Origin of the sequence: Mycobacterium mantenii (assembly GCF_010731775.1) — a bacterium.
Classification (GTDB): Bacteria; Actinomycetota; Actinomycetes; order Mycobacteriales; family Mycobacteriaceae; genus Mycobacterium; species Mycobacterium mantenii.
On record NZ_AP022590.1, the window covers coordinates 4,692,985 to 4,706,016 of the forward strand.

The window sequence follows — 13,032 nt, forward strand, 5'->3', positions numbered from 1 at the left end:
CCGGCGCGGGTAGAGAGGATCTCCGTCTCCAATGACCGAGCTCGGCATAAGCGGAACACTGAACATCAACGATCTGCCCTTCACCGAGGACAGTACGCGCGCCTGGCGGGAGCTGCGGGAGGCGGGCGAGGCGGTGAGTTCTGGCGAGGAGATCGTGCTGACCAGCGCCGAGGCCGTCGAGTTTGCGGCAAAGAGACCTGAGATCTTCTCGTCGGCAAAAGCATTCGACCGCCTGGGAAGTCCGGTCCCGCTGGTGCCGATCGCGATCGATCCGCCAGAACACACCCGGTTCCGGCGAATGCTTGACCCGTTCTTCAGCCCCAAGAAGATGGCCGAGCGTGAGCCGGAATTACGCAGGCAGGCCGGTGAGTTGATCGACGCTATCGTCGCGAGCGGCGAGTGCGACGTGGTCACAGATCTCGCCACACCATTTCCCTCCCAAGTGTTTTTGACGCTGTTCGGACTGCCCATGGCCGACCGCGACCGGCTGGTGCGGTGGAAGGACGCGATTCTGCAGTTCACCGATCCGAGTAGCGCCGAGGCGACCCCTGAAGTGCTGGCCCACGCGCTGGAATTGTTCACCTATTTGACCGGGCACATCGCTGAGCGGCGCGCCAATTCGACCGGCAACGACATGCTGACCCAACTGATCCAAGACACCGACGAGGGCGGCATGTCGGACGACGAGATCCTCGGCCTGTGCTTCATGTTCGTGCTGGCTGGGCTTGACACCGTCACCTCTGCGGTCGGGTTCTCCCTGGCCAGGCTGGCGGCCGACACCGAGATGCGTCGCCGTGTCGCAAACGACTTCGCGCTCATCCCGGCTTTCGTCGAGGAAATTCTGCGCGTCGACGGACCTGTCCCGTTCGCGCCACGTGTCACCACGGAGGAGGTCGAAGTGGCGGGCAAGTTCGTGCCCAAGGGCACCACGGTGATGCTCAGTTATGGCAGCGCCGACCGTGATCCGCGGCGATACGAGGACGCCGACGAGGTTCATCTCGACAGCAAGGTCGTGCACTTCGCATTCGGGCGTGGACCGCACCGGTGTCTGGGTTCGCATCTGGCGCGTCTGGAGCTACGACTCATTCTCGAGGAATGGCACTCCCGCATACCCGAATACACTCTGGCTCAAGACAAGCCACCACAGATGCCGTGGCCGACCGGGACGATGTCGCTGCAGTCGGTACCACTGAACATCAAGCCGTCCTGGCCGTCGCCGCCAAGACTCATCCGACCTTCGGGATAATTTCCTCGGCCACCCACTGCATGTGGTCGAGGTAGGCCTGAAACCCGTCCAGTGCAGGCGGATTGACCCAGGTGTCGGTGACACCACGCTCGGCCAGCATGTTGCAGTTGTCGATGACCTGCTGGGCGCTCTGGCCGAAATGCGCGTTCGGGTCGTCGACGATGGCGTGCTCCTGACCGACAGACAGCACCGCCAGGCTGTAGAACAAGGAGAACGGCCGGTCGTCGAACCCGGGCTGCGAGCGTAGGTAGTCCATCTTGGCCGGCAGCTCGTCGGGTTTGGTCAACCACGGCGCCCAGCCGTCGCCGAAGCGGGCCGCCCGGCGCAGGACCGCGTCGGCGTCTCCCCCCATCCACACCGTCGGGTGGGGATTGGAGATCGGCTTGGGCCCGAACGCGATGTCGTCGAACTTCACGAAGTCGCCGTCGAAGCTCGGCGAATCGTTGTGCCACAGCTCGAACATCGCCTCGAGACACTCGTCCGCAATGCGGCCACGCTTGGTGAAGGGGACGCCGATCGCGTCGTACTCCTCCTTGAGCCAGCCGACGCCGACGGTGGTCTGCGCGCGGCCACCACTGAGCCAGTCGAGCGTCGCGATCTGCTTCGCGGCGATGACCGGGTTGTGCAACGGCAGGATCGTGACCATCGACCCGATGGTGATCGTCGAGGTGGCGCCGGCAACGAAGGCCTGAGCGGTGGTGGCGTCGAAGTAGTGGTCGCCGGATAGTTCAAGATGACTTGTCGGGGTGAGGAAGTGCTCGGGTAGGAATACCATCGAATAGCCCAGTTGCTCGGCGCGTTGGGCGACTCGCGCAATGTCGGAACCGGTGAGCTGGTGTTCCCACGGCTGCGTGATCGCTGCGACGTGCATGCAGTTGGGTAGGTATACGGCGAATCTCATCTGGCGCCTTCCGATTTCACGGGCCGGTGGCGGGGCGCCGACCGGAGGATCCGACGGCACCAAGACCGCGACCCGCTCATTATGGCAGCCTACTGTCATAGGTCAAGGGTCACGACCGCGCCGTAAGTGTCCTCCGGCAACCGGCCTCGCAATCGTCCTGGAAAGTCACATCCATCGTTGACTGTGGCAGTTCACTGCCATAGTGTTGCTGCAGTCCCTGGCTGCTGCGAAAGGCGTGCGACGTGGCTCCGAATCTGTTCATAGCGCTCACCAACCCGATCGAGGGCGAAGACGACGCATTCAACAAGTGGTACGACGCTCAGCACGTGCCCGAGGTCCTCGACGTTCCCGGAGTCGTCGCGGCGCAGCGTTACGACATCACCGAACTCAGTGTCCCCGACGACCAGGAACTGCCCGCTCAGTTGCCGCCGCCAACGCACCGTTACATGGTGATCTACGAGCTGGACAACGAGCCCGACATCGTGATGGCGGAGTTCCTGAAACGCGTCATGGCCGGCACGCTGTCATTGGGGGAGTGGCTCGACCTGACCACGGTGTCTCTCACCGGATGGGCCCCGCGCGGCGAACGCGTACTGGCGGAGCGCTAGTGGGCGAGTTGCTTGCCGGCATCCACGCCCAGCGCGCCTGTCGGCGCTTCGATCCGGACGGCAAAGTGCCCGACTGCGACATCGAGCAGATGCTCGCGGCGGCGGTGCACGCGCCGAGCGCGGAGAACACCCAGCCTTGGACGTTCATCGTGGTCCGCGACGAGAGCAACCGCGGTCTGCTCGCGGCTTGGTGGACGGAGACCTGGAACGCCGGCGGCGGCGACTTCGTCAGGCAGAGCGTCGAGGACAAGGTATTGGTCGCCGACCTGGAATTCGGTTTCAGCAAAGGCGGATTCGCAGCGGCGCCGGTCGTGGTAGTGGTGTGCGCCGACACCGATCGCGTGCCCGAGATCTATGCACCGTCGTCGATCTACCCGGCTGTGCAGAACATGCTGCTGGCCGCTGCCGACCTCGGCTATGGCTCATGTCTGACCACCGGCCTGACCACGTTCGGTGTCGATCGCGTGCGCGAACTGTTGCACCTGCCGGAGAACCTGCTCCCGATGGCCGCGGTCTACGTGGGTCTGCCCGCACGCAAGCTCTCACCACCGCGTCGCCGACCGGCGACGTCGGTGACCTACCGCGAGCAGTTCGGCACCCCTTGGTGAACAGAACCGAGCGCTATCAATGCCATTGGCGATAACCCAAGACCACCGCGCCCTCGCCGACGTGGCGGGCGCAATGGTCGCCGGGCGCGCGGGAACCGCGGGTGCCCGTCGGATCCTGCTCGATCGCGACAAAGGCAGTCGGTGGTGGTCCACCGACGGACTCTGGAAAGAGATGGTCTCTACCGGGTGGCTCGGCCTGCACATCGACGAACGGTTCGACGGTCAGGGCTACGGACTGCCCGAACTGACGATCGTGCTGGAGCAACTCGGTCGCGCCGCGGTGGGTGGGCCGTTTCTGCCCACTGTCACGGTGTCCGCGGTGATCGCCGAAGCCGGGACCGACGAGCAGCGTGAGCGGTGGTTGCCGCGGCTGGTGTCCGGTGACATGGTGGCGGGCATCGGCACCAACGGCGATGCCGCCGTTCGTGATTCGATGGTCTCGGCCACCAAGGTGCCCGCATTGGCCGAGGCCGCCGCGGACCTGTTCCTGCTTCCTGTCGGCGACGACCTCGTCCTGGTGGAGGCCGATGACGGGCTCAGCACCAGAACTGTCGATTCAGTGGACCAGCTGCTTGCACCGGTGGTCGTCGTCAGCCTGGCCTCCGTGCAGGTCGCCGAGGTTTTCCCGGACGCCGCCGGCGTAGCCGCGCGCATTCTCCGGCTGCTGGCCGCGGCCGAAGCAGTCGGGGGGCTGGGCGCGTGTACGGAGATGGCGACGGCGTACGCCGCCGGCCGCGAGCAGTTCGGCAGTCCCATCGGCTCGTTTCAGGCGGTCAAACATCACTGCGCGAACATGCTGCTCGACACCGAACTGGCAGTCGCGGCCATCTGGGACGCCGCCCGCGCCGTTGGGTCGGAGGCCGAGCTCGCCGCGGCCATGGCTGCCGGACATGCGCTGACCGCTTATCAGCGGGTGGCGCTGCAGAACGTGCAGGTGCATGGCGGCATCGGCTACACCTGGGAGCACGACGCCCACCTCTACATCAGGCGGGCCACCGTTCTGCAAGCCTTCGCCGGTGACCAGGATGCGCTGCGGGACAGAGTGATTGCGCTGCAACGCGACGGCGTGCGTCGGCATCAGCATGAATTCGGCTCAACCAGTGAGGATTTAGGGCACATCGCGATTACCCAGCGAAATCATGCGGGATCCAACGAACACGCGCTGCGCCGCGAACCGCTCACCATGGACGACTATCTCGCGTCGCGTTGGATCAACGAGCCGTTCCGGGTACTGGACTGCACCTCGGAGGTCGACGGCGCGGTGGCGGTGCTGATCGTCGGCGAGGACATCGCCCGCGATACCAAGCAGCCACCGATGTGGCTCGTCGGATCGTCGAACTCGCAAGGCGGTGCCGGTTGGAGCGAGTGGGACGACCCCACCGAGATGTATTCGCGCACAGCAGGTCCAAAGATTTGGGAGAAGACGGGTCTGAGTCCCGCCGACATGGACCTGGCCTGCATGTATGACTGCTTTACATATACCGTGATGGCCACCATGGAGGGATTCGGCTTCTGCGAGAAAGGCGAAGTGGGCAAGTTCTTCTCGACCGGACGCGCCACCTACGGCGGTGACGTGGTGGTCAACCCGCACGGTGGCTTGCTGTCCGAGGGCTACATCCATGGCCTCAACCACCACTACGAGGCGGCGCTGCAACTGCGACACGCAGCCGGTGTGCGTCAGGTTGAGAACGCACAACTGGCGCTGGTCACCGCGGGCGGCGGTCCCTTCGGCGGCGCCAACGTGTACAGCAAGGAGCACCCATGACGAATCCGGCACTGGCGGCGCCGATTCCGGTTCCCGACCCTGATTCGGGGCCGTACTGGGAAGGCCTGAAGAACGGCAAGCTCATGCTCTGCCGCTGCGACGACACCGGGAAGTGGATCCATCCGCCGCTAGAACGCAGCCGGTACACCGGTGGCCCCGTGCACTTCGAGGCAGTCAGCGGCGATGGCACGATCTTCAGCTATATCGTTGTGCGCCAAGCCCTCGTTCCCGGCCGTGTGCCCCCCTATGTCGTCGGTCTCGTCGAACTCGCGGAGCAGCCGGGACTACGGATCAATGCGGTCATCGATGCCGATCCGGCCGACGTCCGAATCGGTCAGCAGGTAGGACTGCGCATCGTCGCACTTGGCGAAAGCGGTTACCGAATACCCGAATTCGCCATCAAACAGCCGTAGACGGCAGTCAGCTCAACAGTTTGCCGGTACCCAGGTCGGAATATGCCTCCGCGAACCGGCCAAGCACGGCGCCGACGACTTCAACCGAGTACATCTGGTCGGGCGCGATCGCCCACATGCAGAAGCCCCAGGCCGGGCTCTGGCGATACGCGGTCCACATCGCCTCGGGGTCGGGTAGCGAGGTGACGCCAGCGTCGGACAGCCGGCCGCGATAGTTGTCCAGCAGCTCGCGTTCGTGGGCCCGCCGAACTTCCGGGGGTAATGCGGCGATCAAGGCATAGCCGACATCGTGTGACCACGAGCCGCGCCGAATCAGCTGCCAGTCGAGGACACCCATTCGGCCGTCCGGCAGCACATACGTGTTGCGCGGATGCGGATCGCCGTGCAGCAGCGTGATCGGATCGCGGGCCACCCGCTCCTGAAGTCTCCAGAACGCCGCTTCCATGCCGTCCATGTCGGTGCCGGAAGCATCGAGCAGCGCCGTCTTGTATGGGGCTTCGATCAAGGCGCGGATGATTGCAAAGCCGTTGTCACGCAGAAAAGCTGCGAACCCGCCGGTGACGGGATCCTGCAACCAGGACAGGTCGCCGCCGTCGGCCAGCCGCCGGCTGCCCCAGAACGGGGCGTGCACGTCGCTCAACGTCGCGAGCAACGCGTCGACCTGCTCGGCGGTAAGCCCGGCTACCGCGTCGGGAACCTGGGCGCCGCGTAAGGTGATGTCCTCTCCGAGAATCAGAAACTGCGACGGACCGTCCAGGTGGTCGGCGAAATAGGTTGTCATCGTCTCGACGTTCAGGTCCGGACGCAGATCGCGGTAGAACCTCGTCTCGTCGTCGTACAGCACGGTGCCGCCGCCGCCCTCGGACAACGATTCGTCGAACGCCTCCGGCAGGTCGTGCACGGTCCTCAATTGCGTTTTGCTGAAGAGCCGCTGTGGAAGTCGGGTATGCGGATCGGCGTAGGTCACATCGAGGTGCAGGTGCGACGTGGTGCCCTGCCAGGTGTGTCCGACCGTGACGCCGGTAACCGTCGCCTCGGGATCGTGTCGGCGTAACAGCGACGTCAAAATCTCGGGCGTGAGGTCGTCGGCGGACTGGAGCGTGACGTGCAGGGCTTGGCCGGTCATCGCAATCCTCACCGTTGAGATTCAGGTATGACAGTTAACTGTCACATTAGCAGCGAAGCCTTAGTACTGAGCCGGATTGGAGCGCCTTTACGTCGGTTCGACCGGGCGGAACAACGGCAACCACACCCGGCTGTCCTCCTCGCCCGAAAGCGCGGTCCAGTCTTCGAAGAAGACTTCGACAGCCATCCCGACATGAATCTCGTCCGGGGCGACGTCGACCAAGTTGGAAATCAGGCGGGTATCGGGCTCCTCGGCAAGCTCAACCATCGCCACGATGTAGGGCGGTTCGAAACCAGGAATCCAGTTCTGGCGGTTCACCGTATATGCCACGACGGTTGCCCGCCCGGAGACGGGTTCCGGCGCAACGTCGGTGCTGCGGCAGCGCCAACACGCCGGTCCCGGCGGGTGGAAGAAGTGGCCGCAGCCGTGGCAGCGGGTGATCAGTAATTCGCCATTGCGACCACCGGTCCAGAACGCAACCGACTCGGCGGTAGGGCTGGGCGCCAACCGCAACTGGGGACGTTGGTAGGTCATGATTTAACCAACGATCGGCCGATGACCAGTCGCTGAATCTGGTTAGTGCCCTCGAAGATCTGGGTGATCTTGGCTTCGCGCATGTAGCGCTCGACTCGGTAGTCCCTGGTGTAGCCGTAGCCGCCGAACACCTGTACCGCGTCGGTGGTGACCTTCATGGCGGCATCGGTGGCGATCAGCTTCGCCACTGAAGCGTTGCGCGAGTAGGGCAGTCCCGCATCGCGGCGCCGCGCTGCGTCCAGGTACGTGGCGCGCGCGGAGTCGACGGCGGCGGCCATGTCGGCCAGCAGGAAGGCCAGGCCCTGATGATCGATGATCTTGCGGCCGAACGTCGTCCGCTGCTGGGCGTAGGAAACGGCCTCGTCGAGCGCTGCCTGGGCGAGTCCGACGGCGACCGCGGCGATGCCCAGGCGCCCGGAATCCAATGCGCTGAAGGCGATCTGTAGGCCCTGCCCTTCGGCGCCGATCCGGCGTTGGTCAGACACGAACGCATCGGCATAGTGTGCCGTGGTGGTCGGAATGGCATGCAAGCCCATCTTCTCCTCGGGCTTGCCGAACGTGAGTCCGTCGGTGTCTTTGTCGACCAGAAAGCACGAAATACCCTGTCCACCTTCACCAGTGCGGGCGAAGAGGCTGTAGAAATCTGCTATGCCGCCGTGGGTGATCCAGGCCTTCGCGCCGTTGACCCGGTAACCGCCGTCGGTCGCGGTGGCCTTGCAGATCAGGGCGGCGGCATCGGAACCGGCCTGCGGCTCGGACAAGCTGTAGGCGCCGATCGTCTGGCCGCCCAGCATGATCGGCAGCCACTCCTGTTGTTGCTCGGCGGTGCCGAACGCGATCAACGGATGGCAGGACAGGACGTGGACGCTGACTGCGACGGCGACTGCGGCCCAGCGAGCCGCTAATTCCTCGAGGACCTGTAGGTACACCTCATAGGGTTGGCCGCCACCGCCCCATTCCTCCGGGTGCGGCAGTGTCAGCAGCCCGGTCTCACCTAGGGTTGCAAAGACTCCGTCGGGATAGGTCTCGTTCTTCTCATGCTCGTCGACGATCGGATCGAGCACCTTGTCGGCGAAATCGGCGGCCAGTCGAACGAGTTCGCGTGCTTCGGGTGTCGGCAGCAGCCGCTCGACTGTCATGGACGGCTGCCCTGCCAGTCGCAACCGGTCAACTCCGCAGAGAGATCCCACAGCCGTCGCGCGCTGTCGGCGTCGCGGGCCTTGTCTTTGAGTTTTGTCGGCTTCGGCTTTCCCCACTGGTGCATCAGGCCGCGCGGCGCGATGTAGGTGCCATTGGGCAGCGTCGTGGTGATCGCCTGAACGGTCGAGCGGGCGCCGTCGGCCGGGCTTTGCGCGATATGTGGCGAGAGCACCCGGCCGGCCCACTGCAGGACACCCGAACCGTCGCGGGTGATCGCGGTGTCCGTCATGCCGGGGTCCGAGGCATAAGCCGTCTTGCCGCGGGCGACCAATTGGCGCACGAACAACAGATTTGCCAGCTTGGACTCCCCGTAAGCCGACCATGGGTTGTAGCGGCGATGGTGGTAGTTGAGGTCGTCGAAGTGAATGCGGGCGGTGTTGTAATTGGTGCTGGCCACCGACACGACTCGATCGCGGATTCGGTCGCCCAGCAGACATGTCAGCGCGAAGTGGCCAAGATGATTGGTGCCCATGTGAGCTTCAAAGCCGTCGGCCGTTCGGGTCAGTGGCAAGCCCAGCACACCGGCGTTATTCACCAGCACATCGACGTAGTCGACGGTATCGGCGAACTTGCGGACGCTGGTGAGGTCGGCCAGGTCGAGCTCACGCACCTCGACGTCGCCGGGCATCGAGGACGCGGCTTCGTACGCCTTTGTCAGGCTCCGGCAGGCGATCACCACGTCGTGGCCGGCAGCGGCCATTGCGTGTGCGGTCGCCTTGCCGACGCCGCTGTTTCCGCCCGTTACGATGATCCGCACGTTACCGTGCCCTCCTTCGCGACAGTTCACGCAAACAGTAAACTATTTATCGCTTTGGCGAAACCGTGAGGGGAGACGTTGATAGATAAGCACCTGACTGGTCCAGTTCGACCGCTCGGATGACGTGGCTCGAACGGATCTGCGCAGTCCACGAACACAGTGAACGTGCAGCGGTCATCGGCGAAGTGGGCTCCGTTAGCGGTCGCGAACTGATCGGAAGGGCCGTCACCGCCGCGGACCTGCTCGGCGGCCTCGACGTGCAGGCAGGCCGGCCGATCCCTGCTTTGCTCACCACCAACGCCGACGCGCTTGCACTGCTACTCGGCGGTACCGCCGCCAACAGACCGCTCGCTCCGCTCGGGCCGCGGCAGACTCCCGCAGAACTGGCTGAGACGGTGCGCAGATGCGGCTCGTCAGTCCTGCTCGCCGAGACTGCATTCGCTGGGACGGCTCGCCACGTTGCAGATGCGGTTGGGATACGAGCGATGACGATACCTTTCTTGCCGGTGTCCAGGCGTCCATTGCATCCGGAACCAGGTCCTACAGCGATCTACCTACACACCGCGGGGACGACTGGAATTCCCAAGCGAGTCTCGCTCACCGAGCAAGTGCTGGACGCACGCGCCGACCTATTGCGTCGCCTGATCGGCATTGGGCCCGACGACCGTTACGCCACCGGCTCACCGCTTCATCACATAGGCGGCCTTGGCAACGTTCTGGTAGCTCTCACTGCCGGGGCGTCGGTTATTCCCACCACCAGATTCTCCTTCGATTGGTGGCGCAACTTGAAGCAACTCGATGCCACCCACTGCCTCCTCGTGCCCACCATGATCGAGATGTTGCTCAGCGAGGCGCTTCTCGACGCAGTTCCGCTAAAGACCATGATCTATGGCGCCTCGCCTATCACCGTCGAGACGTTGCGACGCGTTCTAGACGTCCTGCCGGACGTCGCAATGGTCAGCCTCTACGGTCAGACCGAGGGCAGCCCGATCACCAGCTTGGGCCCAGACGACCACCGATTGGCCGCGGCCAAAAACCCCGACGTTCTGCACACCGTGGGCCGGCCGGTGAGCGGCCTTCGTCTGCAGATTGACGGGCCGGACCGGGCGGGAATCGGCGAAGTGCTCGCGGCCGCGGCGCACCTGTCCGCCCAAACCGCCGATGGGTGGTTGCACACCGGTGATCTGGGCGTGCTGGATGCCGACGGTTATCTCCGCCTTTGCGGTCGGCGGCACGACATGGTGGTTCGCGGCGGGGAGAACATCTACCCGGCGGAAGTCGAGAATGTGCTCAGCGCCCACCCCGCGGTCGCCGCGGTCGGCGTGGTGGGCGTGCCGGATCGGCGACTCGGAGAAACGTTGGCCGCGTTCATAGTTCCGACAGACGCGGCGCGGCCGCCACGGCCCGAGGAGCTGAGTTCTTTCGCCCGCTTCACGCTCGCCGGCTTCAAGATTCCGCATTATTGGTACCTGGTCGCCGAGCTGCCACTCAACGGTGCGGGCAAGGTCGTTCGCGCCCAACTTCGGGAATCACACTTGAAGCGTCAACGCGCCAGGGCGACGTGAGCGAGTCGCAATACCGCCAGTAACAGGCGGTTTTGCTGGCATAGTCGAGCGAAATAGCTGTCCTGATCCCGTTATATAGTTTAACGTCTGAATCTATGCCGATCGTCGTGCAAGCGGGTCACATGAATAGTCGGAAGTCGCTGGTCGCCGCGATCGTCGCCGCGGCTGTCGTCGGCGGGATTCCTCTGGCGCCGGCACCGCGGGCGAATGCTGCCCCAAATCCTGAGGTTGAGTACGTCTACGACATGACGGTGAGGCGGCAATACCACTTTCCGAACAACGACGCGCTTGCCTACGGCCACGGAGTCTGCGACAAGGTCGGCCAAGGCGAAGGGTACGGACAAGTCATCGGCGACGTTAAGCGCGACGTCACCCCCAATGACCAGTTCGCGGCCAACTACGTGGTCGGGTATGCCGTCAACTTGCTTTGCCCTGAGCTGATATGGCAGCTGCGGAACTCGGCAGGCGGATACATACCGCCGGACGGAGCACCCAGCTCCAGCACTTATTACTGAAGCTGCCCCGTCGATAATCACTCGGGCGCCGGCTGTCCAGCCGCTCGACGTGACGTTCGACCTTCACACCGACTGGGCCGCCCTTATAAACGCGACCGGCGTATCGGATTACCAGCTCACTTTCTCGACTCATCAGCCTCATCGCGGTGACGAGCCACTGGGTCGGGCTGAACGATCGAACATCGCTTCGAGGAAATCGAGTATTTCGGTGCCTACGCCCACGGGGTTGCTGGATTGGATGGTGTGTCCGGCGTTGGGCACCTGCGCCCAGGTGGCACCGGGAATCAGTCCGGCGAGCTCTTTCGCAGCATCGATATCGATGACCTTGCTTCGCTCTCCTCGTAAAACTCTTGTGGGACAGTTGATGCCAGCGACCAAATCACGTAGTTCGTCCCCGAGAGCGAGCTTCATCGACGTCGTCGCATCCATCCATCCGCTGGGCCGCATCATCACCGCCGAGGATTGCGCAGACGCGGCGGTCTTCCTCAGCTCGGACGAGGCCAGAAACATCACTGGCGTGCTGCTCCCGATCGACGGCGGCTATGTCGCCAAATAGGACAGTCGGGAACGCAGCGCCCCAGGACCAGCGCGCAAAAGGAGAGTGCGTCGACCGTATCCGATGACCAGACAAGCGATCTCGCTGGACAAGGAAATCTCGACCGAATGCGCACTCACGGGTCGTGCCCGGCCAAGACCCCGGTCCTGGCCGGTGAGAGCGGCGTGGGGCCATGACCGAGGTAACCACGGATCTAGACCGACAGCCGCCGATCACGGGAGGTAGGCGCAGTGCAGTTGCGGGGAAGCAAGCGTGCAAGACGATTGTCCGCGCTGGTTCTCGCCGTCCTTCTTGCGGCGGCCACCGCGTTTACCTACCTGGCCTATACCGCCGCGTTCACTCCGACCGACAACCCGCCTACACCTACCCCGAGAGCCTGCCCCTCGTTAATGCTTCCGGCGGCCCCAACTGCCGAGGCCTGCCCGACATTCCCAGCAAGCAAACCGGCGGTTCGTGGTACCGCTCCCCGTTCCTGGTCACCGACAACGCTTACGTGCCCTACCAACCCAACACTGAGCTGTCCATCGACGCTCCGTCGACGTCGCAGTTTCTCTTCCACGGCGCCTACGCCGAACGAGACGACTACTGATGCGTCACAACCGCGACCGTTTGACGGAATCGTCGCTTCGGCGACCGCCGCGGCCAGCGGGGCCCAGGCCGCCGGCATCAACCTGGTGGACAAACGGAAGTTGGTGCCCCAGGCCCTGCATGGCGACGCGCCGCCTGTTCTGGACAGCCTGCAACACCGGATGGGCAGTGGCCCCAGCATCGACGCATCGCGCGATCAACAACCATCGAGATCGCTCACATGCGCGAGGAAAACAGGTGGCCCCGGTTCGTGGACCGCGCGATCGAACTCGGTGTCCTGTCGATGCTGTGCCTGCCCCTTTGGTCGACGACCGAACGCTCGGCTCGTTGAGTCTCTATGCGAGTGACCCCGGGGCACTTGATGACACCGCGCGCAACCTCGCCCAACTCGTCGCCACCCACGCCGCGTTGGCGATCGGCGATGCCGAACGGACCACGCGGCTGCGCCAGGCGATGACCAACCGCGACGTCATCGGCCAGGCCAAGGGCATCCTGATAGAACGGCATCGCATCACCGCCGACGAAGCCCACGATCTGCTCGTGCGAGCCTCAAAGCAAATTAATCGCAAGGTGGTCGACCTCGCCCAAGACCTTGCCGCGACCGGCCAAGTCGTCATCCCCTAGTCACGGATCGTCGCCGAACAGCGGCT

General features: G+C 64.2%; 13 protein-coding genes and 2 pseudogenes. 10 read left to right on the forward strand and 5 right to left on the reverse strand.

Features of this window, described 5'->3' with window-relative positions:
- Window positions 1–31: 31 nt before the first annotated feature.
- A complete protein-coding gene (locus tag G6N50_RS21295; protein WP_083094428.1) occupies window positions 32–1,246 on the forward strand; it encodes a cytochrome P450 in 1,215 nt (404 codons plus the stop codon).
- On the opposite strand, the gene G6N50_RS21300 is transcribed toward G6N50_RS21295, so the two are convergent.
- A complete protein-coding gene (locus G6N50_RS21300; protein ID WP_083094427.1) occupies window positions 1,227–2,147 on the reverse strand; it encodes a TIGR03619 family F420-dependent LLM class oxidoreductase in 921 nt (306 codons plus the stop codon). The genes G6N50_RS21295 and G6N50_RS21300 overlap by 20 nt on opposite strands.
- A 242-nt stretch (window positions 2,148–2,389) precedes the next feature.
- Between G6N50_RS21300 and G6N50_RS21305 the strand changes: the two genes are divergently transcribed.
- From G6N50_RS21305 to G6N50_RS21320, 4 genes are read left to right on the forward strand one after another with little or no spacing between them, the layout of a single operon-like run.
- Window positions 2,390–2,755, forward strand: a complete 366-nt coding sequence (locus G6N50_RS21305) for a DUF4286 family protein (protein WP_083094426.1) — start codon at window positions 2,390–2,392, stop codon at window positions 2,753–2,755.
- Window positions 2,755–3,363 carry a nitroreductase family protein gene (locus G6N50_RS21310; protein WP_083094425.1) on the forward strand — a complete coding sequence of 203 codons (609 nt, stop codon included), beginning with the start codon at window positions 2,755–2,757 and terminating at the stop codon, window positions 3,361–3,363. The genes G6N50_RS21305 and G6N50_RS21310 overlap by 1 nt, the downstream gene beginning before the upstream one ends.
- Window positions 3,364–3,382: 19 nt before the next feature.
- Complete coding sequence (locus tag G6N50_RS29515; RefSeq protein ID WP_083094424.1) at window positions 3,383–5,128, forward strand: thiolase C-terminal domain-containing protein; 1,746 nt, start codon at window positions 3,383–3,385, stop codon at window positions 5,126–5,128.
- The gene (locus G6N50_RS21320) at window positions 5,125–5,541 is read left to right on the forward strand and encodes a Zn-ribbon domain-containing OB-fold protein (RefSeq protein ID WP_083094423.1); all 417 of its coding nucleotides are present in this window, start codon (window positions 5,125–5,127) and stop codon (window positions 5,539–5,541) included. The genes G6N50_RS29515 and G6N50_RS21320 overlap by 4 nt, the downstream gene beginning before the upstream one ends.
- A 7-nt stretch (window positions 5,542–5,548) precedes the next feature.
- Here the strand turns inward: G6N50_RS21320 and G6N50_RS21325 are convergent, their stop codons facing one another.
- From G6N50_RS21325 to G6N50_RS21340, 4 genes are all read right to left on the reverse strand, one after another.
- Window positions 5,549–6,667, reverse strand: a complete 1,119-nt coding sequence (locus tag G6N50_RS21325; protein WP_083094422.1) for a phosphotransferase — start codon at window positions 6,665–6,667, stop codon at window positions 5,549–5,551.
- An 87-nt stretch (window positions 6,668–6,754) separates the two neighbouring features.
- On the reverse strand, window positions 6,755–7,201 hold the full coding sequence (locus tag G6N50_RS21330) for a Zn-ribbon domain-containing OB-fold protein (RefSeq protein WP_083094421.1): 447 nt from the start codon (window positions 7,199–7,201) through the stop codon (window positions 6,755–6,757).
- Window positions 7,198–8,340, reverse strand: coding sequence for an acyl-CoA dehydrogenase family protein (locus tag G6N50_RS21335; RefSeq protein WP_083094420.1), 1,143 nt, complete (start codon window positions 8,338–8,340; stop codon window positions 7,198–7,200). Before G6N50_RS21335 ends, G6N50_RS21330 begins: the two co-directional genes overlap by 4 nt.
- Window positions 8,337–9,158, reverse strand: a complete 822-nt coding sequence (locus G6N50_RS21340) for an SDR family NAD(P)-dependent oxidoreductase (protein WP_083094419.1) — start codon at window positions 9,156–9,158, stop codon at window positions 8,337–8,339. Before G6N50_RS21340 ends, G6N50_RS21335 begins: the two co-directional genes overlap by 4 nt.
- A 119-nt stretch (window positions 9,159–9,277) precedes the next feature.
- On the opposite strand from G6N50_RS21340, the gene G6N50_RS21345 reads away from it, so the two are divergent.
- The 5 genes and pseudogenes from G6N50_RS21345 to G6N50_RS21365 all read left to right on the forward strand — a co-directional run bounded on the left by G6N50_RS21345 (window position 9,278) and on the right by G6N50_RS21365 (window position 13,006).
- A complete protein-coding gene (locus G6N50_RS21345) occupies window positions 9,278–10,723 on the forward strand; it encodes a class I adenylate-forming enzyme family protein (RefSeq protein ID WP_083094418.1) in 1,446 nt (481 codons plus the stop codon).
- A gap of 95 nt (window positions 10,724–10,818) precedes the next feature.
- A complete protein-coding gene (locus G6N50_RS21350) occupies window positions 10,819–11,238 on the forward strand; it encodes a DUF732 domain-containing protein (RefSeq protein ID WP_232068811.1) in 420 nt (139 codons plus the stop codon).
- 406 nt (window positions 11,239–11,644) lie between these two features.
- Window positions 11,645–11,794, forward strand: a pseudogene (locus G6N50_RS21355) (SDR family oxidoreductase); the annotation flags it as partial.
- A 352-nt stretch (window positions 11,795–12,146) separates the two neighbouring features.
- Window positions 12,147–12,383: pseudogene (locus G6N50_RS21360) on the forward strand (MCE-family protein); the annotation flags it as partial.
- Window positions 12,384–12,670: 287 nt separating this feature from the next.
- Window positions 12,671–13,006 carry a GAF and ANTAR domain-containing protein gene (locus G6N50_RS21365; RefSeq protein ID WP_158086052.1) on the forward strand — a complete coding sequence of 112 codons (336 nt, stop codon included), beginning with the start codon at window positions 12,671–12,673 and terminating at the stop codon, window positions 13,004–13,006.
- The last annotated feature ends 26 nt before the right edge of the window (window positions 13,007–13,032 follow it).

Excerpts from the sequence above, each read along its gene's own strand:
- G6N50_RS21350 (WP_232068811.1), top strand. The coding sequence starts at position 10,819 with ATGCCGATCGTCGTGCAAGCGGGTCACATGAATAGTCGGAAGTCGCTG.
- G6N50_RS21295 (WP_083094428.1), top strand. The coding sequence starts at position 32 with ATGACCGAGCTCGGCATAAGCGGAACACTGAACATCAACGATCTGCCC.
- G6N50_RS21330 (WP_083094421.1), bottom strand. The coding sequence starts at position 7,201 with ATGACCTACCAACGTCCCCAGTTGCGGTTGGCGCCCAGCCCTACCGCC.
- G6N50_RS21345 (WP_083094418.1), top strand. The coding sequence starts at position 9,278 with ATGACGTGGCTCGAACGGATCTGCGCAGTCCACGAACACAGTGAACGT.
- G6N50_RS21300 (WP_083094427.1), bottom strand. The coding sequence starts at position 2,147 with ATGAGATTCGCCGTATACCTACCCAACTGCATGCACGTCGCAGCGATC.
- G6N50_RS21335 (WP_083094420.1), bottom strand. The coding sequence starts at position 8,340 with ATGACAGTCGAGCGGCTGCTGCCGACACCCGAAGCACGCGAACTCGTT.
- G6N50_RS29515 (WP_083094424.1), top strand. The coding sequence starts at position 3,383 with ATGCCATTGGCGATAACCCAAGACCACCGCGCCCTCGCCGACGTGGCG.
- G6N50_RS21325 (WP_083094422.1), bottom strand. The coding sequence starts at position 6,667 with ATGACCGGCCAAGCCCTGCACGTCACGCTCCAGTCCGCCGACGACCTC.
- G6N50_RS21320 (WP_083094423.1), top strand. The coding sequence starts at position 5,125 with ATGACGAATCCGGCACTGGCGGCGCCGATTCCGGTTCCCGACCCTGAT.